The sequence below is a fragment of the Deltaproteobacteria bacterium genome, from assembly GCA_019308905.1.
Lineage (GTDB): Bacteria > Desulfobacterota > BSN033 > WVXP01 > WVXP01 > JAFDHF01.
Genome location: JAFDHF010000044.1, coordinates 1 through 20,889, shown reverse-complemented (window position 1 = coordinate 20,889; position 20,889 = coordinate 1). Strand labels below are relative to the sequence as shown.

The 20,889-nt window shown below is 54.8% G+C and carries 23 protein-coding genes; 19 read left to right on the top strand and 4 right to left on the bottom strand.

Annotation, left to right across the window (positions count from 1 at the left end; all coding sequences use genetic code 11):
• Positions 1-78 precede the first annotated feature (78 nt).
• Positions 79-1,236, bottom strand: coding sequence for a mandelate racemase/muconate lactonizing enzyme family protein (locus JRJ26_14010; protein MBW2058604.1), 1,158 nt, complete (start codon positions 1,234-1,236; stop codon positions 79-81).
• 258 nt (positions 1,237-1,494) lie between these two features.
• Between JRJ26_14010 and JRJ26_14005 the strand changes: the two genes are divergently transcribed.
• From JRJ26_14005 to JRJ26_13975, 7 genes are all read left to right on the top strand, one after another.
• Positions 1,495-3,402 carry a sigma 54-interacting transcriptional regulator gene (locus tag JRJ26_14005; GenBank protein ID MBW2058603.1) on the top strand — a complete coding sequence of 636 codons (1,908 nt, stop codon included), beginning with the start codon at positions 1,495-1,497 and terminating at the stop codon, positions 3,400-3,402.
• Between the two features lie 479 nt (positions 3,403-3,881).
• The gene (locus JRJ26_14000; protein MBW2058602.1) at positions 3,882-5,096 is read left to right on the top strand and encodes an MFS transporter; all 1,215 of its coding nucleotides are present in this window, start codon (positions 3,882-3,884) and stop codon (positions 5,094-5,096) included.
• A gap of 289 nt (positions 5,097-5,385) precedes the next feature.
• Positions 5,386-6,645, top strand: a complete 1,260-nt coding sequence (locus JRJ26_13995; GenBank protein ID MBW2058601.1) for a sulfatase — start codon at positions 5,386-5,388, stop codon at positions 6,643-6,645.
• Between the two features lie 177 nt (positions 6,646-6,822).
• Positions 6,823-7,872, top strand: coding sequence for an ABC transporter substrate-binding protein (locus JRJ26_13990; protein ID MBW2058600.1), 1,050 nt, complete (start codon positions 6,823-6,825; stop codon positions 7,870-7,872).
• A gap of 77 nt (positions 7,873-7,949) precedes the next feature.
• Positions 7,950-8,813 (top strand): ABC transporter permease, encoded by an 864-nt coding sequence (locus JRJ26_13985; protein ID MBW2058599.1) that lies wholly within the window; start codon positions 7,950-7,952, stop codon positions 8,811-8,813.
• Between the two features lie 10 nt (positions 8,814-8,823).
• Positions 8,824-9,597: an ABC transporter ATP-binding protein gene (locus JRJ26_13980; GenBank protein ID MBW2058598.1), complete on the top strand. Its 774-nt coding sequence runs from the start codon at positions 8,824-8,826 to the stop codon at positions 9,595-9,597.
• On the top strand, positions 9,597-10,442 hold the full coding sequence (locus tag JRJ26_13975; GenBank protein MBW2058597.1) for an ABC transporter permease: 846 nt from the start codon (positions 9,597-9,599) through the stop codon (positions 10,440-10,442). The genes JRJ26_13980 and JRJ26_13975 overlap by 1 nt, the downstream gene beginning before the upstream one ends.
• A 78-nt stretch (positions 10,443-10,520) precedes the next feature.
• Here JRJ26_13975 and JRJ26_13970 read toward each other — a convergent pair whose 3' ends face one another.
• Both JRJ26_13970 and JRJ26_13965 read right to left on the bottom strand, forming a co-directional pair.
• Complete coding sequence (locus JRJ26_13970) at positions 10,521-12,677, bottom strand: HEAT repeat domain-containing protein (protein MBW2058596.1); 2,157 nt, start codon at positions 12,675-12,677, stop codon at positions 10,521-10,523.
• A gap of 83 nt (positions 12,678-12,760) precedes the next feature.
• Positions 12,761-14,038, bottom strand: coding sequence for an aspartate aminotransferase family protein (locus JRJ26_13965; GenBank protein ID MBW2058595.1), 1,278 nt, complete (start codon positions 14,036-14,038; stop codon positions 12,761-12,763).
• A gap of 218 nt (positions 14,039-14,256) precedes the next feature.
• Between JRJ26_13965 and JRJ26_13960 the strand changes: the two genes are divergently transcribed.
• Positions 14,257-14,535, top strand: a complete 279-nt coding sequence (locus JRJ26_13960) for a Smr/MutS family protein (GenBank protein ID MBW2058594.1) — start codon at positions 14,257-14,259, stop codon at positions 14,533-14,535.
• 27 nt (positions 14,536-14,562) lie between these two features.
• On the opposite strand, the gene JRJ26_13955 is transcribed toward JRJ26_13960, so the two are convergent.
• Positions 14,563-15,294, bottom strand: a complete 732-nt coding sequence (locus tag JRJ26_13955) for an RNA 2'-phosphotransferase (GenBank protein ID MBW2058593.1) — start codon at positions 15,292-15,294, stop codon at positions 14,563-14,565.
• A 648-nt stretch (positions 15,295-15,942) separates the two neighbouring features.
• Between JRJ26_13955 and JRJ26_13950 the strand changes: the two genes are divergently transcribed.
• The 11 genes from JRJ26_13950 to JRJ26_13900 form a co-directional block, all read left to right on the top strand.
• Positions 15,943-16,461 (top strand): UpxY family transcription antiterminator, encoded by a 519-nt coding sequence (locus JRJ26_13950; GenBank protein MBW2058592.1) that lies wholly within the window; start codon positions 15,943-15,945, stop codon positions 16,459-16,461.
• A 151-nt stretch (positions 16,462-16,612) separates the two neighbouring features.
• A complete protein-coding gene (locus JRJ26_13945) occupies positions 16,613-16,924 on the top strand; it encodes a helix-hairpin-helix domain-containing protein (GenBank protein ID MBW2058591.1) in 312 nt (103 codons plus the stop codon).
• A 179-nt stretch (positions 16,925-17,103) separates the two neighbouring features.
• Entirely contained in the window at positions 17,104-17,535 is a 432-nt protein-coding gene (locus tag JRJ26_13940) for a hypothetical protein (GenBank protein ID MBW2058590.1), read from the top strand.
• A 74-nt stretch (positions 17,536-17,609) separates the two neighbouring features.
• Positions 17,610-17,804, top strand: coding sequence for a hypothetical protein (locus JRJ26_13935; protein MBW2058589.1), 195 nt, complete (start codon positions 17,610-17,612; stop codon positions 17,802-17,804).
• The gene (locus JRJ26_13930) at positions 17,776-18,168 is read left to right on the top strand and encodes a HEPN domain-containing protein (GenBank protein ID MBW2058588.1); all 393 of its coding nucleotides are present in this window, start codon (positions 17,776-17,778) and stop codon (positions 18,166-18,168) included. The genes JRJ26_13935 and JRJ26_13930 overlap by 29 nt, the downstream gene beginning before the upstream one ends.
• Complete coding sequence (locus JRJ26_13925) at positions 18,119-18,478, top strand: nucleotidyltransferase domain-containing protein (protein ID MBW2058587.1); 360 nt, start codon at positions 18,119-18,121, stop codon at positions 18,476-18,478. Before JRJ26_13930 ends, JRJ26_13925 begins: the two co-directional genes overlap by 50 nt.
• Positions 18,479-18,650: 172 nt before the next feature.
• On the top strand, positions 18,651-18,851 hold the full coding sequence (locus JRJ26_13920; protein MBW2058586.1) for a hypothetical protein: 201 nt from the start codon (positions 18,651-18,653) through the stop codon (positions 18,849-18,851).
• On the top strand, positions 18,848-19,105 hold the full coding sequence (locus JRJ26_13915) for a type II toxin-antitoxin system RelE/ParE family toxin (GenBank protein ID MBW2058585.1): 258 nt from the start codon (positions 18,848-18,850) through the stop codon (positions 19,103-19,105). The genes JRJ26_13920 and JRJ26_13915 overlap by 4 nt, the downstream gene beginning before the upstream one ends.
• A 165-nt stretch (positions 19,106-19,270) precedes the next feature.
• The gene (locus tag JRJ26_13910) at positions 19,271-19,762 is read left to right on the top strand and encodes a nucleotidyltransferase domain-containing protein (protein MBW2058584.1); all 492 of its coding nucleotides are present in this window, start codon (positions 19,271-19,273) and stop codon (positions 19,760-19,762) included.
• Positions 19,759-20,166: a HEPN domain-containing protein gene (locus tag JRJ26_13905; protein ID MBW2058583.1), complete on the top strand. Its 408-nt coding sequence runs from the start codon at positions 19,759-19,761 to the stop codon at positions 20,164-20,166. Before JRJ26_13910 ends, JRJ26_13905 begins: the two co-directional genes overlap by 4 nt.
• Before the next feature lie 219 nt (positions 20,167-20,385).
• The coding region (locus tag JRJ26_13900; GenBank protein ID MBW2058582.1) for a hypothetical protein at positions 20,386-20,889 on the top strand (504 nt) is incomplete at its 3' end.

Genomic DNA, 20,889 nt, shown 5'->3' with positions numbered 1-20,889 from the left:
GTCGGACGTGGAAGGTTGAAAAACGCTGCCCCTCGTCTCGAAAAATCGAGTCTCTATCCTGTTATCTACCCGCTTTTGCTATACTTCGTATTGCTTCACCGCCTGTTCATTGATGATAACTCCCAGGCCGGACCCGGTTGGAGGGGCGACAAAACCCTGCTCATCGATCCAAATTCTAGACTCCAGGATGCCCCCGAGCATCTGGTATGCTTCAAGGGTGCGGGTGGTGGGTTCATAGATAATTTCAAGCCAGCTATGCCCGGGCAGCGTGCAGCAATAGTGCAGCGCGGCTGCCAGGCCGATGCCGCTCATGCCGTGATGGGGCACCACCTTGATTTGAAACATCTCCGCCATGGCCGCCACCTTCCTGAGCTGAGAGATGCCTTCCGACATGGCCGGATCAGGTTGAATGATGTCGTAGACCCTGCGTTCGATCAACCATCTGAACTCATGCAACCTCTGGTTTTTCTCACCACCGGCGATGGGGATGGAGGTGGATTGCCGCAACCTCGCGAGGTTTTCGAAATCATAGCGCGGTAGCGGCTCCTCCAGCCACAGGACCCCGCGGGCTTCAAGCTCTCGAGCCATTGTCAAGGCCCGCTGGTAATCCCAGCGCACCCCGGGTTCGGGTGAAGGTAGATTGGTGGCCTGATTGGCGTCGGCCATGAAGGCCATTTTTCCACGGGTTGCCTTCAAACAGGCATCCAGGATGGCCAGGTCGTCCTCAATTTTTTCGTTGTGAAGCCTCAGTTTCATGGCCTTGAAGCCAAGTTTCTGGTAATGAACGGCCAATTCGGCACGGCTCTCGGGTGTGCCCACTTCCACCGCGCTGGCGTAAGCGGGAATGCGGTCGTGATGGTATCCCCAGAGTTTGTAAAGGGGCAATCCGGCAGCCTTGCCGATGATATCCCAAAGGGCCATATCGAGACACCAGATGCCACTGCCGGCATTGCGGTAGATACGCGCCAAGGCCTCGGTCGCAAAGGGGTTTGCAGACAGCAGATACGGCTTTACCTGCTTTTCAATAATCCCTGCCAGATGTCCGCTGGTGCCGCCCACCCCGGTGATGCCCTCATCAGTATAAATGCGAACCAGGGTAAAATCATGGGAAGTGACCACCAAGCCCGGCTGCCAGGCCGGCCTGAACTCGCCCGGGTAGGGAATGGTGAGGTTATTGGCAATAACATCTACGATTTTCACTGGTTGTGATTCCTTAATTTGCAAGAACAGTTTCAAACCTTAATGCTGCCCGCCGTTCCCGCAAATGATCCGCACGTATTTGTTGCTCTACGCTTTGCCGCTGTGAGCTTCCGTCATCTCGTCAAAGTGCAGGAAAGCAAAGTATGTGCCTCAATTTTCGATAGAATATTTTATCCTTGGAAAACAGAGAGTTAGGAGAATATCTGAAAACGTGGATCCTGGCGAGTGGCAGGATTTTTATTGCGTTTTTGCTATATATATTGCATAAATAAAATAAAACTTCGGAGATTTGCGATGAAGCCCAAACTTTGCGTCGTCGGCTATAAGCCCGTGATCGCCATTGCCAGAAAAGTCGCCTGGGAGTTCAACGAAACAGCTGACTTCATTTTTATCCGGGCCTTGATGGAAGAAGCCCTGCCAAAATTGCGCGAAGTCGAAGGCGTGGTACAAATCGTTTTGGCCGGACCTTCGACCAGGCGCATGTACGCTGACAAGCTCAAAGTACCGATTATCGCCTTTCGGCCCACCTTCCCGGATTTGATCACCGCCATCCTGGAAGCCCAAGAAATTGATCGTCGCATCGCCATAACGCTTTCCCGTGATGATAAGGATTTCGACCTTCCCCTTCTGTCCAAGGTGATGGGAGTTTCTCTTTTTCCGCTGTACTGTGACAATTCCAGGGAATATGCCCAAGCCTGCGAAGCCGCTATCAAGCAGGACTTCAAAGTGATCATCGGCGGCAGTTTCACCGTAGACGCTGCGGCAAAACTAGGGCTTAAGGGGATACTCCTTTACAAAGGAAGGGACATGATCCGAACGGCCATAGTAAAGGCACTGGAAATTTGCCAGGTCGAGGAAGAAAACACCCGGCGCATTTCCCAGCTAAATGCAGTTGTTAACAATTTCGCCGAAGGGCTGTTGCTCACCGACGAAAAAGGCCGAGTCATTCTGGACAATCCACCGTCCAGGAAACGGCTGGGGATGGAAGATCTGGCGGGCAAACAGGTCAACACCATATTTGGCACCAAGACAGCCAGTAAAGTGTTGCAAAGTGGGCAACCGGCCTTCAATATTCTGGAAGCCGAAAAGCTGGTAGTCAATTACATTCCGATTCGTTCGGCTGAAACCATACATGGTCTTGTTTGCACTCTAAAGCGGGTCGATGAAGTTCAAGATGCTGAGTTTATCGTGCGCAAGAGATTGCACAGCCGGGGATTCGTGGCCAAACACGGGCTGACCGACATTGTCGGCTCCAGCCAGGCAATTCGCCGATGCAAAGAAAGCTTAAAGTTGTTTGCAAAGACCGTGGACCCGATACTAATCACCGGCGAGAGTGGAACCGGTAAAGAGCTTTTCGCCCATGCGATTCATTCATACAGCAATCAAAAAAGGGGACCATTTGTGGCGATCAATTGCGCAACCTTGCCCAACGATTTGCTCGAAAGTGAACTCTTCGGCTATGAAAAGGGGGCTTTTACCGGGGCTCACGAAACCGGGAAAAGGGGGCTGATTGAGCTGGCCCATAGGGGGACCCTGTTTCTGGACGAAATCACTACCCTTGACTATCCCTTGCAGGCCAAACTGTTGCGGTTGCTGTCTGAGCGTGAAATTATGAAACTCGGCAGTGATCGCATCATCCCCGTTGATGTTCGCATTATCGCTGCAACAAATGAAGATATTGAAAAATGTGTGGAAGAACGTCGATTTCGCGAGGATTTGTACTATCGCCTTAATGTTTTTCGTCTCCGGATACCGCCGCTGCGTGATCGTCCTGAAGACATAATGCCACTCTTTTTGAGCTTTGTATCAAAAATCGGTCCTGATATTTCCAGTAAAATAAGATCACAAGAAACCGTAATTGAAAAGGCGCTTGTTGGCCACACGTTCAAAGGCAATGCGCGTGAACTAGAAAACATCGCCAGGCGGTTTTGTCTTCTGTACGGTGTAAACAGGAGAGAAAGGAATTTGGCAAGAATTATCGAGGCGTGTCTGGAAAAGAAAATATCACCTAATGTGGACAAGCAACATCTGTCCGATCTTAAAACGGTTACCCAGAACTCAGAAAAACAATTAATCGTGGATTTAATGAAAAAGTACCGGCGTAAATCCGATATAGCAAAGGCCCTGGGAGTTGCGCCCAGTACATTATGGCGTAAAATCAAAAAATACGGAATTACCGAGGGGGAAGGGGTCACCCATTAGTTGCGCCCTGGCAAGGCCGCCTGGTCTTGTAGATGGGAATCCTACCCATGTAGCCGTTAGGCACGGGCCTGGGATCGAGCCTTGCAGGTGCACTGGTAACAGTGCGCTTGATGCATGGGTGCGGGAGGAGGCGAGGTGTAATAGTGACAGGTGGTGCTGGCCGTGAAGGTGTCGAGTCGCGAAAAGACCGTATTGGGTTTGGCCGATGATACCGGCGGGTCGCCAGCCGACAGTCTCTTGTGTGCGATGGGAGAGTGCAGGGGAGGGCCTGGGGTCAAAGGCTGCATGCAGCCTGACATGGAGATCAACCGGTAACCCGGGGTTGATTTCTCCATAGAATTCATTTATTCGTATTGTTGAACCGAGCCTTGGCCGGTGGTTCGAGGCCGTATTCAAGTGGTGGCACGTGATTCACCGAGAGGTGAATTTTTTTGTGGGGTGTCCGACGAGGGGTAGCGGCATTGGGATCCGTGGAATCGATCGTACAGCAACCGACCAGGGCGGACTCGGGCGGCGAGCGGACGGGCAGCGCCGATGCGAAGGTAATCTTTGCCCTTTTCTTGGTCCACTTTGTCGGTGATTTCTATGCGGCCTTTGTCAATCCTCTTCTCCCCGTCTTTGTTGAAGAATTCTCCCTCACCCTGGCCCAAGTCGGCCTGATAGCCGGAATAAGCCGGTTCCTATCCTTTGTCGTTCAGCCATCGGTAGGGTATGTGGCGGATCACTACCGGACCCGGTGGTTTATCCTCGGCGGTCCGCTCATGGCGATCGTCTTTGTCTCCCTGGTGGGCATCGCCCCGAGTTTCCCCGTCCTCATCGTATTTGTGGCTCTGGGCTCTGTGGGTACGTCGATGTTCCATCCCACCGCGGCAGGGATGGTTTCGACCTTCTCCGGGAGGCATTTCGGCTTCTCCATGTCGATTTTCAACATGGGTGGAACCCTGGCCTTTGGGGTGGGCCCTTTGTTTATTACCTTTTTTGTGGCCCGGTACGGGCTGTCGGCCTCGCCCTTTACCATGGTTCTGGGTCTTGCGGCGATGATTCTGCTCCACAGGATCGTACCCCTCCCGGAAGAGGAGGGGTTGAAAGGGCGCACCTTTATCGGCTCGATCAGAGAGGCCCTGGGACCTGCGTGGAAACCGGTCGTGCTGATCTGGGTAGCCATGGTCCTGCGATCCTTTGTGAGCCAGTCCTTCATGACCTTTGTCCCGGTTTTGTACTCGAGAGAGGGATTCTCCCTTGTCTCCATCGGCGTAATCGTCTCCATGTTCACAGTGGCCGGGGCGATCAGCGGGCTCATCGCCGGGCATCTATCGGATCGGATCGGGTACAAGCCCATCTTTTATCTCTCCCTGGGCCTCTCGACACCCTGCCTCTACCTTCTGCTCTTTCTCCCCGGCAGGTGGGTATATGTCAGCGCTTTTCTGGCAGGGTTCTTCGTACTGGCCACCCTCCCGTTGGGTGTGGCGATGGCCCAGGAACTCGCACCCCGCGGAAAGTCGATGGTTTCGAGCCTCATGATGGGCCTGGCTTTTGGAACGGGAGGGATGATGACTCCCCTGACGGGGAAGCTGGGCGATATCTTTTCGATTCGACCGATTCTCGCCCTGATGGCTCTCATCCCCCTGGTCACAATTGCGATCATCTCGCGCTTGCCTGGAGGCAAATTGACTCCTCCCACGCATGTGGTCTGAGTCCCTGGGCCTTGGGAGCCTGGAAGGGGCGATGATTTCCCGCCCGAGGGGCCTGAGAGGGGCACCGCGAGAACTCAGGAGCAGAGGGACGAGGGTTTTTTTTTGCCGAGGGGAGAAACTACTGTAAGGTCGGCTAATTATGAGGCTGCTTGATCGATGGCCCGGGAGGCCCGGACGATTTTCTTGATGGCCGATTGCCGTATTCTGTGATATAGAAATAGGTCCGGCCTCTCTTTCATTCATTCGGGGAATGAGGAGAGGCGTTTTCGGTCCGACAGGAGACTGTGATATGAAGCCGAAGAATGTGATCCTTGTGACGATGGACGAGGTGAGGCCCGACCACCTGGGCTGCTACGGGTACAAGAGAATCGAAACTCCCAATCTCGACCGGTTCGCCCGTGAAGGCGTGCGGTTCGAAACCGTGGTCTCCGCTTCCTGTTTCACCCCACCAAGCCACGCCAGTATCCTCACCGGGGTCTACCAGTACAACCACAACCTGCGGGATCCTTTCTCCATGGTTGAGTGGAAGATGCTTGCCGAAATATTCCACGAAAGGGGCTACAGTACAGCTGGCTTTGTGGGAGTGAACCTCCTGGGCCGGGCGAACGGATTTGACGCCGGGTTCGATGATTTCGACGAGCCCAAACCGGACGAGATATGGAAACGCTCGGGGTTTGCCGGTGACGACAGGGGCGAACTTCTCTGGGGAAACTGGTGGGTTCCCCGGATGCTCGACTGGATAAGAGCGCACGCAGACACTCCGTTCTTTATATGGGGCCACTATTTTGACGTCCATCAGGCCGCAGAGAAGATCCTTCTCGAGACGGGGAAGATCCGGGAAGGGGTCCTGAGCGAGTTTGGATACTACGATGCAAAGATCCGATACATGGACGAGGCCCTGTTTGCTCCTCTGAGAGCCCTTCTGGATGAGCTGGCACTCCATGAGCAGACAACCGTCGTGATCACCTCGGATCACGGGACAAACCTGGGAGAGCACGAGGTCCCGCCCTTCCCGAACCTGGACTTGGTGTACCCCCAGCACACCACCCTCTATGACTGCGACCTGCTCGTCCCCCTTATCCTTCGAGACAGGGACCTCCCCCATGGAGTCGTGATTCCGGGAGCGGCTCGCACTGTCGACATAGTCCCGACGATCCTCGAATCAGCGGGCCTGGCAGGCAGTATCCGTTTTGACGGGGTATCCCTGATTTCCTCCATCGCCGCCGGAAGGGTCGAGGGACTTACCTGTTACTCCGAGGAGCTCTATGAAAAACGGGGACCGGGTGACTACCAGTCGATCCGCAGTGATCGCTACAAGTTTATCATCGACCGGAGGAGCGGCAGGGAGGAGTTCTACGATCTCTCGGCTGACCCTCTCGAGAGGAACAACCTGATCGCTGGCCTGACAGAGGAGCAGCAAGCCCTGGTGGAGGAGTGGCGAGCGTTTTGCGACAGCCACATGGAGCGCAAGGAGTCGGGTTTCGTCATGGACGTGAAGGATCGGGAGAGGATTGAAAAGCGGCTGAGACTTCTTGGATACATCGAGTAGAGCACGGGGCGGGAGTGAATCTTCCCGCGGCAAGCCGCGGGGCATCCGCGCTAAGGCGAGTGAAAGGACCCGGAGGGATTCAAAGGCATTCATTCCTCAGATGAAAGGGGGTGGTATCCTCTGACGGCTTGAAGGAGGCAAGTGTCGGAAGTACAACAAAACAAGGGAGGAAAGAAGATGAAAGATCTTAGCCAAGGTAGAAAGTGGTTGGTTTTGGCGGCTCTTGTGGTTTTCGCCATGCTGGTGGCGCCGGTGGCCGGCCATGCAGGGCAGAAGGTCCGTTTCGTCTATTCAAGCGTCCATATGGGCTATCTTCCCCGAATAGTCGCCTTGGAAAAGGGATTCTTCGCCCAGGAGGGCCTGGAGATCGACGCGACGAACATACCGGGTGGTTCCAAGGCCGCGGCCGCCCTGCTCGGTGGAAGCTGTGATATTGTAAACCTTGCGTATTTCCACGCCCTTAAGGCGGCACGTAAAGGTTTTGACGTGGTCGCTTTCGCCTGCCCCTTGAACCAGTGGCCCCTGGCGTACCTGATGAAACCAGAAATGATGAAGAAAAAGGGGATCACCGTCAATTCGACCATCGACGAGAAGATAAGGGCCATGAAGGGCTTGAGAATCGGTTGTACCTCCCCGGGGAGCGGAACCGATCTCATACCGAGGGCCTTCCTCAAGAACAGGGGTATCGACCCGAACACGGAGGTGCAGATCGTCCCCTTCGGTAAGTGGAAGGCCGGTGTGGCGGCTTTCGAGAAAGGCAAGCTCGATGTATTCCAGTGGGTCTCTCCGATCCCCGAGATGCTGGAGCAGAAGGGCATCGGCACGATCGTGTTCAGTATGGCCAGAGGGGAGGTTCCGGAATTCAACGGGTACATGTGGGACAGTTTCTTCACGACCCACAAGTACATGAAAGCCCACCCGGACGTTATCCTTGCCTTCACCAAGGCCATTATCCGGGCCATCGACTATATCAATACAGACAAGCAAGGAACGATAGAGATCATCGGCAGGACCTGGAAGGAGGCTACTCCGGAACTCAGGGAGGCCTCCTACGAGAACATGCGCAAGGCTATTCCGAGGGTGCCCGAGCTCACAAAGGCCGGATGGGAGATCAACATGCGACTCCATTTCCAGGACGCCACTCCAGAAGAAAAGGCGAGGATGGCCTTTGAAAAAACGGCAGCCACCGAGTTCGTTCCCCGGGCCATGAAGGAGTTGGGGAAATAGAGGCCCTGGAGGTGTCTTGTCTTGGCTTGCATTGCAGGGTGAGGCATCTCCTACCGGGGTTCTTTGATCGATCGTCCATGAAGACCGCCATTCCGACAAAGGCCACGGTTTGCCCGGAGGGGGCTGGTGCCGACCCCCTCGATCCCAGTGTGAATCGTGCCGAGTTTGAAAGGAAGACAAGGGTAAGACGATACAAGGTGTTTACCCTGAGGGCAGCCTTCGGCATAGGGGGGCTTCTCTTTTGGGAGTGGGCCTCCAGGGCCCTCATCGATCCGTTTTGGATCAGCCGGCCCTCGGAGATCGCCGCAAGATTGAGGGAATGGTATTTCACCGGTTTCTTCTTTCCCCATCTTTGGGTTACCCTCCAAGAGATGGCCACCGGGTTCGCCATCGGCCTGTTCTTTGCGGTATTGGCCGGCTTTCTCCTCGGCACCCGGAAAATGATAGCGGATATCGTCGACCCGTTTCTCATGGCTGTCTGGAGCGTTCCCGGCATCGTGCTGGGCCCCCTGTTCATCCTCTACTTCGGCATCGGCTTCACGCCGAAGATGGTTCTCGTGGCGGTTACCGTCTTTTTTCTCGTTTTTTTCAATACCTTCACGGGGATCCGCTCGGTGGACCAGGAGTGGATAAACACCCTGCGGATCATGGGAGCCACGGAAAGGGAGGTCTTCACCAAGGCGATACTTCCCGCCTCGGCTGTCTGGATTTTCTCGAGTTTCAAGAACGCGATTCCCTATACCCTGGTTGCAGCGGTCGTCGGCGAATTGATCGCTTCCCAGAAGGGCATCGGCTATCTCATTGAGGACGCATCGGGCGTGATGGACACGACGGGGGTCTTTGCAGCCCTTTTCAATTTGATGCTCATCGGCCTCGTCCTCAACGAGATCGTCGAGCGGGCCGAGAGGCGGGTGCTGCGCTGGAAGGGCGATGAGCACTGAGTCTGGGGCCATGATCGAGATCCGGAATGTATACAAGTGGTTCATAACCAGGACAAGCGACATCCTGGCCCTTGAGGATGTCTCGCTGACCGTGGGGGAGGGCGATTTTGTGGCCTTTGTGGGGCCGTCGGGGTGCGGGAAATCGACCCTTCTCAATATGATAGCCGGGCTGATGGAACCGACTTCGGGGTCGATTCTCTACAGGGGGAAGGAGTCTAAGGGGGTTAACACCGATATGGGGTACATCACGCAGCATGATTCCCTCTTTCCCTGGAGAAACGTTGAGCAGAACGTGGGAATCTCGCTGGAGATCCAGAGGATCCCCTGGGATGAACGATCCAAGAGAATCCAGAAGTACATCAATCTCGTCGGGTTGCAGGGTTGTGAGAAGCACTATCCCTCTCAGCTTTCAGGGGGCATGCGCAAGAGGGTTGCCCTGGCCCGCACCCTCATCTATGATCCTGTGGCCCTCCTTCTCGATGAACCCTTCGGGGCGTTGGACGCCCAGTTGAAGCTCATTCTCCAGGATGAGCTGCTCAAGATATGGGACCGCACCAGGAAGACCATGATTTTTGTCACCCACGATCTCGGAGAGGCCATTGCCCTGGCCGACAGGCTTGTGGTTTTCACCGGAAGACCCGGAAGGATCAAGTTGATCCGTGATATTCCAATCGAGAGACCGAGGGACGTATTCCAGATACGATTCGCCCCCCTTTTTGGCCAGTTGTACGAGGAGATCTGGGAATCCTTGAGGGGAGAGGTCTCCAAGGGAGAGGATTTGTGATGGCGGATTCCGGAATCCCTTCGGCCGGGTCGACGCCCGGACCGACAGAACTGGAGGAACTGAGGAAGGCCTCCTTGCCCTCTTTCTATGAACGGCACCTCAAGGTCCAGTTGTACCGGCTACTGCTCCTTTTCTGCCTCCTTGCCCTCTGGCAGATCGTATCGGGGCGGCTGATTCCGGCCAACTGGATCGCGAGCCCCGTGCTTGTGGCTCAGACGGCCTGGGAGTGGATTTCCAGCGGTATCCTTCTATACCATTTGAGCATAACTTTTCTGGAGATGCTCCTCGGATCCCTTATCGGTACGGCCCTTGCCATTGCGACGGGTTTTCTGCTGAGTTCCAGTTCCCTCCTCTCAGACGCTTTGACACCTTACATCTCCGCCGTATATGGAATCCCCCGGATTGCCCTTGCCCCTCTTTTTGTGATCTGGTTCGGCATAGGGATCGCTTCGAAGGTGGCCCTGGTGACGGTGGTCGTCTACTTCCTGGTCTTCTTCAACGCCTTTGTCGGAGCCCGCCAGGTCGACCAGACGTACATCGACGTGCTCCGCGTGATGGGCGCATCCAAGTGGGACCTCTTCCGCAAGGTGGTGTTTCCCCACGCTGCCGGGTGGATCTTCACCGGGCTGCGCTTCGCTCTGCCCCGGGCCTTGGTTGCCGCGGTGGTGGGCGAAATCATCTCTTCCAATCGAGGCCTGGGCTACCTCCTGGAAGAATCGGGGGGCATGTTCGACGTGGCGGGGATTCTTGTTGCCGTGGCTGTGCTGGCCCTGCTTGGGGTGGCTCTGAATTTTCTGGTCAGCCGCACCGAGATCATGACATCTGGGTACCGGTTTATCGAATAGAGAGAGCGCCTGGAGCCTCCGGCCGCGGGCCGGCTCAAGATTCGGCTTGGCGGTCGTCTGTCCGGATCGGAGAGGAAGTTACCCTTTGATTCCCGGGAGGCGCGTCTGGTCTGAGCCCGTTTCCCTGTCTGTGATTCTCTTGACTGCTTCTGCGGCCTTTGCCTCCCAGGGGCTATTGCGCTGTTTTTCGAGCTTCTGAAGTGCCGGAATGGACCGGGCGGTTCCGATCTTCCCGAGGGATTCACAGATTGCGGCCACGGCCTCCTCTGAGAGGGGGTTCTTGTTCTTTTTCAGGAAGCTGAGCGTCCCGGTACTCAATCTGCGATCGAGGGTATCCAACAGGAGACTCTCCAGTGAGGTCATGTCTGAGGCCTTGAGGTCGTCATAGAAACCGAGAGCGCAGAAGAGGCGTGTCTCCAACTGTGCGTTTCTCTCCGATGGAAACTCCTCCAGTTTTTCCAATATTTGGATGAATCTCTTCAGGGCCTTCCGGCTCTTGATCCTGCCCAGACACTGAATGGCACTCTTCTTGACACCCAAATCCGGATCGTTGAGTAGAGCCAGGTAGATCTCTTCACCCTCGCCTCCCTTGATCCTATAGTAGACTTTGAGAGCCTCCTGCCTGAGGTAGGGGCTTTCGTGGGTCAGATAGAGGCGAACGGTGTTGGCCAGGGGCTCGATCCATTCATCGCTCTTTATCTCCCCCAGAACACGGATGATGTCGATGGTCGATTCTGTGCTTATCTCCTTCTTGTTGAGTTCATTGAGGATGAAGTTGATAGCCGGAGAGCCGATCTCGACGAGTATTTCGCATGCCTGTTTCCGAACCCATTGATCTCTACTCTCCTTCAAGAGGGAGAGCAGGTAGGGAACCGATCCCACGTGGAGCTTGAGAAAAATCGGGGCTATGGCCAGGCGGATCTCCTTTTTTTCGGTAAGGAACTTTTCCTTCAACGCCTGGGGAATCTCGCCCCTTCCGATCTCCTCGAGCACCTGGCCGGCATAGATGGAAAGGTGTTTTCTCTCATTGAAGTGACGGTCGATGTGGGTGATGATCTTCAGGATCTCCTGGTACCGATCTCGACGGATCAGTTCAGGAATAAGCTTTATGAATGACCGGGCAAGCTGGAGGTACTTCTCCTTGTCCTGGATCTGGTCGAACTGGTCGAAAAAGGATTTGCTGTACCGGAGGAACTTGTTGGTAAGATGCTCGAGCTTGATTTTGGCCTGGGTGGCTCTCGGAAGCTCCTCGAAGGGTATGAGCTTATGCTTGAAGGAGGCTTCCAGGAAGGCTTCTCTCCCCTCCGTCTCCCTTTGATTGAGAACCGAGGCGGCCTGTCTCAGAAGGCTTGAGATCTTGCCCTGAGGCGTGTGGGTCTCCTTGTGGCGCAGACTCTCCTTGAGCAAGGTCTGTGCTGTCTTGAGGAGGAGATCGTTCGACAGGGAGGCGAGGATCTCCCCGTCGATGTCGGAAGCCCTTAGCTCCTTGGTTTCGGCCAGGTCGCTGTTCATGAGAACGTAGTAAATGACCTCACCGCTCCGGATAGGTCGCGTCACGTCCTGTATGATTTCCCTTTTGATCTTCCTCAGGCCCTGCTCGTCGAGGTCGAGATAGAGAGGGATCATCCTGAGATCCTTCTTAAGGCGGGAGAGGGCAAGCTGGGCCCGCCATGGGATTTTCCGCTTCGCTCCCAGGAGGTCCTCGTTGAAGATATAGGAGATGTTGAAAATCCCCTTGTCTTTCAAGGCCTGGCTGAATCGCTCTTTGTCGCCTTTTTCCTGGGTGTCGACAAAGCTCTGCTGGCTCATGACGTCAACAAAGCCGGCAAATTCGGCTCGTGTCATGGTCTGTTTGAGGGTGAGGCTGATGAGGTCTTTTCGCTCGAGGAACTGGACGAACTTGGGGATGTACATCTCTGCCATGCCGCGGAGCATGATGCGGCTGAGATACTGGGTCTCCGGCATTACTCCTTCGATCAGAACATTCTTGCCTCGAGGGTCATCCCGAACAAGGAAGGTCAGCTCGTCCTTCTGTATGAACAGGCTCTGGAAGTCCTCGTAGAGTCCTGCCCTCGCCTTCTTTGATTCCGGGTGATCAGGAGTATAGTAACCGGTGCGGAGAAAGGCTTGAATCAGGGAGAGGATAAAGTGGGCCAGTCTATCCTTGGCTTCCTTTGCAGGATCCCCAGCGACAGGCTCCTTGTCGGGGATATTTGTGGGCGGCTGTAGCTCCATTGGCTGCGGTAGTGCCGTTCCTTGGAATTACCAGGCGGGATGCAATTTTCTTGCCACATCGAACGCCTCTTGGTTGCGGAGTGTCACAGAGCATCCCGGGCCTTTTGGACGAGTTGGTCGATGTCCTGGGGGGTGTGGGCCAGGGAGATATAGAGTTTGGTTCCCATGGGATTGAGGAAGATCCCCTTTCTGAAGAGGGCGAGGCTGAACTGCCTGGCCTTTGTACGGTCTGCCCTGAAGGCCGATCGGTAATCGACTATCTCCTCATCTGAGAAGACGATCTGCGTGATTGGCCCCTCTCCCAGCACGCGGCCCTTGACTCCTTTCTCAGAGAGGACCTCTCTGAGACCCTTTCTGGCCTGTTCGCCCAGGGCGTAAAGCTTCTCGTAAACTCCGGGTTTTCTCAACTCGGCCAGCGTGGCCAGCCCGGCCGTGGCGGTCACCGGATTACCCCCAAGGGTAGCCGCAAACCACACGTAGCGCCCGTCCTTGCCCAGCCTCGACTCGGTGCAGAGGTCCATGATGTCTTCTCGGCCGCATACCGCCCCTACCGGATATCCTCCACCGAGACCCTTGCCCAGGGCACAGATATCAGGGATCACGCCGTATCTTTCCTGCGCCCCTCCGTAGGCCAGCCTGAAGCCCGTGACAACCTCGTCGAAGACGAGAATGATCCCGTGCTGCCTGGTCAGCGCCCGGAGTCCTTCCAAGAAGCCTGGTTTCGGTGGTGTGCAGCGTTGGAGAGGCTCCACGACGATAGCTGCAAGGGATTCCCCGTGTTTTTCGACGATTCTCGAGGTAGTGTCCAGATCATTGAAAGGAGCGACAAGGACCTCCTTCTTGATCGCCTCTGAACAGCCCGCAGAGGTAGGTTCTGCCTGAGGGAAATCGAGAAGCCTCTGGGGGAAAAGGCTCATGGTCCCGTACTCGTTTGCCCCGTGGTAGGCGCCCTCGAACTTGAGAATCCCGTTTTTCCCCGTAAAGGCCCGGGCGAACCTGATGCAGTACATGGTTGCCTCTGTTCCCGAGGCGGCAAACCGGACCTTTTCAGCACAGGGGACAGACCTGACGATCTCCTCGGCAAGCTCAAGGGCGGGCCTGCTTACGTAGGAGAAGTTGGAACCCCTCGATAGCTGCTCCCTGACAGCCTTGACCACTGCCGGATGAGCATGGCCCAGAATGTCGGAACCCCAACCGATACTGAAGTCGATGAACTCCCTCCCGTATACATCGTAAACCCTGGCACCTCTGCCGTGGCTCAGTACGGTGGAAAGATCCCTGGTGAGATTGAACTCACCCAGGGAACCTCCAGGAAACACGCTGAACGACCGCCTCACCCAATCCGAATCGCTGTGGTCCATATGCTCCTCCCTGTTGCCTTGTCGGTTCCACTCACGAGGAGATTCATGATATCATCTCTCTGCCGCCTGTCTTTTCGCGAAGGCAGCCCCGGTGTTTCCCCCCAGGCGCGGCAGGGTTGCGGCCGGCGGGAGGGGAGGATAGAGCCGTGGACGGAAAAAGAGACGGAAGAGAGCCGGAAACATCCCCCGAACCCGACGAATCGGTCCCCGCGGTGAGGATGCCGATAACAGGCACCTTGGATCTCCACACTTTCTCTCCCCGCGATCTCGAACCGCTCCTCGAAGACTATCTCGAGGAGTGCCTGGAAAGGGGCATCACCGAGGTTCGGATAATCCATGGAAAGGGAAAGGGGATCCAGCGCCGTCGCGTCCAGTCACTTCTCTCCCGCAGCCCCATGGTCGAGTCCTACCGAGATGCAGATCCTGGGGGAGGAGGTTGGGGAGCGACCATCGCCGTCCTGAGAAACGCCCCACTCTCCTTCCCCGGTACCGAGTAATCGCCGGCCCGTGGTAAGCGGTCGATCCTAGTAGCGGCCCTTCTCCCTCATCCTCCGATACCGCCGGGCCTCCTTCTTCCAGGCCTGCACCCTTCTCTCCTTCTCCTGGCGGATTCTTCTGGGTATGGACTGGAGATCGATTTCAAAAGCCCCGGCCGGCCTGTAAGTCTCCTTCTGAGGGGTTTTCCTTGGGGCCGGCTTCTCGCTGGGAATGGGAGGCCCTTCCAGGTACGTAGCAGCGAGAGATTCGACCAGGTAGAGGAGCTCTCCGAGCCTCAAAAAGGCTATCCCATCTTGGTGAGCCCTCGCCGCATGGACCTTGACCAGGAAAGGCTTGGGATCCCTCCGCCGGCCGATTCGAAGGGCGAGTTGCTCCGTGGTTGCCAGGACAACAAGGGGATGTCGAGTAGGGGAAAGTCCCCTGTTGAGCATATGGGGATAGGCCTTCTGCCTGGCACCGTAGTAAAGGATCTCGGGGGGCACGGCCGGCTGAGGTTTGAGAGAGGGCGGTAAAGCCCGCCCGGGATTCATGCGGATCCCTTCCGGAGCTGTCTCGAAGCGTTTCGGGTCGATCATGAGAACTTCCCGGATGTCGGCCAGCCGCACATAGGACCACCCCTCCTCTTCCCCGACTGACTGGAGGAGTTCTTTCAAGGGTACGAAACCGTCTGAATCCGGCACCAGGCCGAACTCATCCGGGCGGCGGCCAAGGATGTACTCAAGGAGTTTAGCGAGCTGTTTGGGCCGGTGCCGTGCCAAGGTCGCCTCCGGAATCGGGACCACCGGGATCGTGCTTCGGGATCGTCCCTGCCTGCGAGATCTGCGGGGAAAAGCCGAGCCGGACCCCGGGAAGAGCGGCATTTCAGAACCAGAATACCAGCCCCTGAACGAAAAAATCAACACCGTTCGTTGGAGTCCCCTGATTTTTCGATGAAGAATCTATTTTCGGGAGTTGCCAAGAGTGCGGCCTCCTGTCTTTTTGGGCGGAAGAAAATCCTCATCCCTTCGCCCCCAAGCTCACGCGAAGCCCCTCCGGCGTTGGTGGGTGGGGAATCCTCGGACATTATTCGTTGTTGACAACCAAAACCGATTGTAATATTAGGAGTAGTGAGTCTGGTTGATATTGGCCGACGTTTTTTCACAAGGGGGGAATACCAGCCGATCCCGCCATGGTTCCGAGAAAAGAGATTTGAGGCTTTGTCTCTTCTTGTGAACACCGGATATAAGCCAAATATCGAAGAGTTACGATTTGCCGACCGTGTAACTCAGAAAAGCGGAGCTTTGCGCGGGTTCTGATCTTTTTTCTCTCTGCAGACGCAGCGTGTCGTCAATCTCCCTGGCCGCAGACTTCACCCCCTCGCGACTGCAACTGGAAGGAAACACCTCATCCGTGGTGAGAGGCCAGAGATGGACGGATCTCAAGCGGGCATAGAGCGGCCCTGGTATGCTATCCATACGAAGCCCAGGCACGAGCGGAAGGTGAACACCCGCCTGGCACGGGAGGGTATCAGGGTCTTCCTGCCGGAGATAGAGAGATGGAGCCGGCGAAAAGACAGGAAGAAGAGGATCCTGGTCCCTCTTTTTCCCGGATACCTCTTTGTCAACCAGGACCTGAGAGGAGAGAGCCGCCTGAAGGTCATCAAGACCAACGGCGTCATAAGGATACTGGGTGACAACGGCACTCCTGCCGCCATCCCGGAAAGCCAGATCCACTCCATCCAAAGGATCGTCGAAAGCAAGAGCCTGGTCCAGGCCCACAGGTATCTGAAAAGGGGCCGGATCGTAAGAGTGGTATCAGGGCCGCTGGAGGGTGTGGAAGGGGTGTTTCTCTCGGAAAAGGGTGACGGGCGGCTTGTGGTCTCGATAGATCTCCTCCACAGGTCGGTCTCTGTTGCAATAGACCAGGCAGACATCGAGCCGGTTTAGGTAGTAGGCAAGACGCCGAAGTCTCCCCACACGATCTCAACGATCCCGGCGGTTTGAGGTTTCCCGGCGAAACAGACTGGATGGACGAAATCGACGAGAAAGACGGAACAGACCAGATCGACGAGTCCGGCCGAATACGAAGTAGAGTGAAATGAAACGGTGGAAGCAATCACTTGCGGCATGCGTGATAATCGCCGCCGGTATGACACTGGGTCTGGTGACGGTGGCCCAGGAGACGCAGAAGATCAATATCAATCGGGCATCGATAGATCAACTCATCGAGCTGAGAGGCATAGGGCCTATACTGGCTGCGAGGATTGTCCAGTACCGGGAAGAACACGGGCCGTTTCAATCCCCTGAAGATATCATGAAGGTCAAGGGCATCGGTCCCAAGACCTGGGGGAAGAACAGGCAGCGGATCACCGTGGAGGATTATGACGCCAGGGAAGGGACAGATCAGTGATACCTCGGTGTCGTGGAAAGGCCGAGAAATCGGCTCGGGGGAACTCGGTGCCAAGAGGCATGTAGGGGGAGTGTATGGTACTGTGTTCTAAAGCCGGACATCCGGCCCGGTGAGGTTTTCGAGTTGTGAAAGACACGTCACCCTCCAAACAGCCCGGCCCGACGAAACAGACCAGACAGATGAACTCCTCTGAGATCAAGGACCGGCTTCGAAGAATCTGCCGAAGGTATCACGTGGAGATTATGTATGCATTTGGCAGCCGCGCCGGGGAAATCAAGGGATACATTGCCGGGAAGAGAAAGAAGCGAGCCACTGTCTCTTCTGATGCGGATATCGGCATTAAGACATGTAGAGGCACTTGCCTAACCGTCAGAGAAAAGGCCCAGATGATGATAGAGCTTGAGGATCTTCTTGAGGTAGGAAGGGTTGATCTGGTTGTTCTCGGGGAGGCAGATCCATTCGTAGCGGCGAATGTCATCAGGGGAGACAGGCTGTTCTGTGAAGATGACTACCTGGCCGATGAATACGAGCTCTACGTGTTGAGGCGGGCCGGGGATTTGGCTCCTCTTGAAAGAGAGAGACTGAATCTCATCTTCGAGGTGAGTTCATAGTCAACCCCGCCTGCTACGCGTATACCAAGGATAGCAGGAACATATGGGCTGCAGAATCGTGTTTGAGGAGGTCGTTGGAGGCCTTGTTCGATGTCGGCAGACATATCCTCGCCAAGGGATTTGGGAAAGGCGTGAGTGAATACAACGAGATTGACCGGGTCAACGAAACAGACCAAATGGACCAGACAGACCAAACAGACGAAATAGACGAGCCCGACGAAACCGGCGAGACAAACCAAGATGGAACGGAGCAAAGATTGGCTGGATGAAGCGCAGGGCGATTTGGAGCATGCCAGAAGCGATGTGCGGACTGGTTTCTACAATTGGGCTTGTTTCTCGGCACAGCAAGGAGCGGAGAAAGCCCTAAAGGCGGTTTTTCAGAGGATGGGCGCAGAAGCCTGGGGACATTCGGTGGCGGACCTGCTGAAGGAACTCGCCAAAAAACATGACATTCCAGAAGGACTCTCGGATGGCGCGCTGGAGCTGGATAAGGCCTACATTCCTACCAGATATCCAAACGCCCATCCATCCGGGTCTCCCAGAAGCCGATACACAAAACAGGAGGCAACCAGGCTGGTAGAACATGCGGAAAGAATCATCACCTTCTGTTCGGATCTTCTATCCAAGATTTGATAGAGAAGGGCTGGTCCGGAAATTAAGGGAAAAGATGGAAAAGCTTGAAGAAAGGCTGCCTCTTCGGTTGGTGGTTTTGTTCGGCTCCTATGCTCGTGGGAAGTACACAGTGGCCAGCGATGTGGACTTGCTCGTTGTCTATAGGGGCGAAGAGAGAGAGGATGCCTTTGCGACGGTAAAAAAGACCCTGGACATACCGCTCCTTGAGCCCCATGTGCATACAGAGGATGAATACGAGAGGCAGAAGTCCCTTATCGACCGAATGGTGGCAGACGGAGTGGTCTTGTTCCCCCTCGACGAGAAAGACTAGGTAGACGAAACAGACGAGATTGACCGGGTCAACGAAACAGACTAAATGGACCAAACAGACCAGCCCGACGAAATTGGCTAGACCCACGAAACAGACCAGATTGACGAAACAGACGAGATAGATGAAATCAACCAAATGACCCAGACTAACCAGATTTCTCGGAGGCAAAGAAATGCCAAAGGCTATAAAGATGGAAGTCAAACCTGAAGAGATTATCGAGGCTGTAAAGAAGATGAAAAAAAAGGAAAGAGAGGCCTTTTTGGAGGACCTTCTTGCTTCTGCTTCTCCTGAGTATCTGAGAAGCATCAAAGAAGCTAGGTCCGATTACAAGGCCGGCAGGGTGAAGGCCCATGAAGAGGTCTTTGGTCGGTGAAGTACAGGCTTGTTTATACTCACAGGGCAATCAAGGACATTGAGCGGCTTGATGCAAAGACCAAAAGACGCATAGGGAAGACTCTTCTCCGGTATGAAGAAGATCCCTCAAAATATGCGCAACGGCTTACAGATTATGGGCTTGGAACATATCGATTCAGAATTGGAGACTATCGAGTTATCTTTGATCTCGAAGGCAATGAGATTGTGGTTTTGAGGGTAGGGCACAGACGAGACATTTACAAGAAAGGGTGAGAGGAACGCGTGTCGCTGACGGATTTGGAGAAATCAAAGCCTACCTTCTTAGAAAAGTGATAAGGAAACAGACCAAACAGACCAGCCCGACGAAATTGGCTAGACCCACGAAACAGACCAAACAGACGAAATAGACGAAATCGACCAGACAGACGAGATGTGCGAATGTTGAAGGAAAGATTTGCTGAAATAGAAGCCAAGCTTCTGGCGGGAATAAGATCTTTCTATGGAGAGAGGCTGGTCTCCGTCGTTGTATTTGGCTCGGTCGCCAGAGCTACACAGAGTTTCGACTCTGACATTGACATATTGATAATCGCAAGAGGGCTTCCAACCGGCAGGATAAAGAGAATAAGGGAATTTGAATCCGTAGAAGACAAGGTTGAACCCTTCTTGAAATCCCTCCAAAAGGAGGGCATAAACACCTACATCTCTGCGGTTATCAAGAGTCCGGAGGAGATCGAAAAAGGGAGTCCACTTCTTATCGACATGGTCGAAGACGCGAAAATCCTTTTCGACGAAGGGGATTTTTTCCTGGGCGCTATGGAGAGGCTGAGAAATCGGTTAAGGGAACTCGGTGCCAAGAGGGTGTGGAAGGGAAGTGCATGGTATTGGGTTCTCAAGCCGGACATCCGGCCCGGTGAGGTTTTCGAGTTGTGAAGAATACGTCGCTTTCCAGGAGTTATATGAAGAAGGCTACCGATAGGCTGGAGATCCTGGATATCCTCCTGAAAAAGGGTGCGTATTCCGACGTTGTCAGGGAGGCGCAGGAAATCGTGGGGTTGGCTACAAAGGGGATGCTGAGAGCCGTTGGGATTGAGCCACCCAAGTTTCATGATGTCGGCGGTCTCCTCCTTGAGCACAAAGACAAGTATCGTGCAGACATAGCAGAGAAGCTGGATCGGATAGCCAAGATCTCCAAGAGGCTCAGAAAGGAGAGGGAACTTTCCTTTTACGGTGATATTGATTTCGTGCCCACGGAAGAATACACGATCGATGATGCCAGGGAAGCAATGGAAGGTGCCAACTACGTGGTGGATATTGCCAGAAAGCTGATCGAGTGAGTTCCAAGCCTGGCGAACCGACTAGCCAGACGAGATGAACGAAATAGACGAGACAGACCAAACAGACCAGATAGACCAGACAGACCAAACAGACGGTGTTTTCGGTTTCCCGACGAAATAGACCAGATAGACCAGATGAACGAGACACACGAAACAGACGAAACAGACGGAACAGACCAGATAGACGAGATAGACGAAACCATGGAAGAGAGCTGACCGATGCATACAAATGATGAAGGAGGCGGCAAGCAGATTCCTGTTCACACCCAACGGGCATATGATGACGAAGTGGAACTGATCGATTATCTCCAGGTGCTCTGGAAGTACAAGTTCTGGATTATCGGGGTAACATTTGTCTCAGCAGTGGCGGCCCTTGTCCTCAGCTTCCTGCTTCCACCCGTTTGGGAGGTGAGCATGGTCATTGAGCCCGGAAGGTTCGGTTCGGACGTGTTTGAGCCGGGGAACACGCGCCCTACAGGCAAAATCTATTATATCGATACGGCGGAGAATGTGAAGGCTAAGATTGAACAGGGATCCTATGACTCCCAGGTGCGTGCTCTCTCGGGGTGGCCGCCTGACACGAGGATCAAATGGAACGTTGACGTCAAGAGGGGTACTTCCGCCGTAAGGGCGGCTGTTGAGGTCAATGATATCGAACTCGGCATGAAGGCTTTGCAGGCTCTAGCCACGTCCCTTGAAAAGGAATTTACAAACTCGCTTGAG

What these genes read in the sequence shown, in the direction of transcription:
- JRJ26_13930 (MBW2058588.1), top strand. Translation starts at nt 17,776, where the DNA reads ATGGAACGGAGCAAAGATTGGCTGGATGAAGCGCAGGGCGATTTGGAG.
- JRJ26_13945 (MBW2058591.1), top strand. Translation starts at nt 16,613, where the DNA reads ATGAAACGGTGGAAGCAATCACTTGCGGCATGCGTGATAATCGCCGCC.
- JRJ26_13975 (MBW2058597.1), top strand. Translation starts at nt 9,597, where the DNA reads ATGGCGGATTCCGGAATCCCTTCGGCCGGGTCGACGCCCGGACCGACA.
- JRJ26_13985 (MBW2058599.1), top strand. Translation starts at nt 7,950, where the DNA reads ATGAAGACCGCCATTCCGACAAAGGCCACGGTTTGCCCGGAGGGGGCT.
- JRJ26_13990 (MBW2058600.1), top strand. Translation starts at nt 6,823, where the DNA reads ATGAAAGATCTTAGCCAAGGTAGAAAGTGGTTGGTTTTGGCGGCTCTT.
- JRJ26_13920 (MBW2058586.1), top strand. Translation starts at nt 18,651, where the DNA reads ATGCCAAAGGCTATAAAGATGGAAGTCAAACCTGAAGAGATTATCGAG.
- JRJ26_13965 (MBW2058595.1), bottom strand. Translation starts at nt 14,038, where the DNA reads ATGGACCACAGCGATTCGGATTGGGTGAGGCGGTCGTTCAGCGTGTTT.
- JRJ26_13950 (MBW2058592.1), top strand. Translation starts at nt 15,943, where the DNA reads ATGGACGGATCTCAAGCGGGCATAGAGCGGCCCTGGTATGCTATCCAT.
- JRJ26_14005 (MBW2058603.1), top strand. Translation starts at nt 1,495, where the DNA reads ATGAAGCCCAAACTTTGCGTCGTCGGCTATAAGCCCGTGATCGCCATT.
- JRJ26_13940 (MBW2058590.1), top strand. Translation starts at nt 17,104, where the DNA reads ATGAACTCCTCTGAGATCAAGGACCGGCTTCGAAGAATCTGCCGAAGG.
- JRJ26_13980 (MBW2058598.1), top strand. Translation starts at nt 8,824, where the DNA reads ATGATCGAGATCCGGAATGTATACAAGTGGTTCATAACCAGGACAAGC.
- JRJ26_13960 (MBW2058594.1), top strand. Translation starts at nt 14,257, where the DNA reads ATGCCGATAACAGGCACCTTGGATCTCCACACTTTCTCTCCCCGCGAT.
- JRJ26_13910 (MBW2058584.1), top strand. Translation starts at nt 19,271, where the DNA reads ATGTTGAAGGAAAGATTTGCTGAAATAGAAGCCAAGCTTCTGGCGGGA.
- JRJ26_13970 (MBW2058596.1), bottom strand. Translation starts at nt 12,677, where the DNA reads ATGGAGCTACAGCCGCCCACAAATATCCCCGACAAGGAGCCTGTCGCT.
- JRJ26_13995 (MBW2058601.1), top strand. Translation starts at nt 5,386, where the DNA reads ATGAAGCCGAAGAATGTGATCCTTGTGACGATGGACGAGGTGAGGCCC.
- JRJ26_13925 (MBW2058587.1), top strand. Translation starts at nt 18,119, where the DNA reads ATGCGGAAAGAATCATCACCTTCTGTTCGGATCTTCTATCCAAGATTT.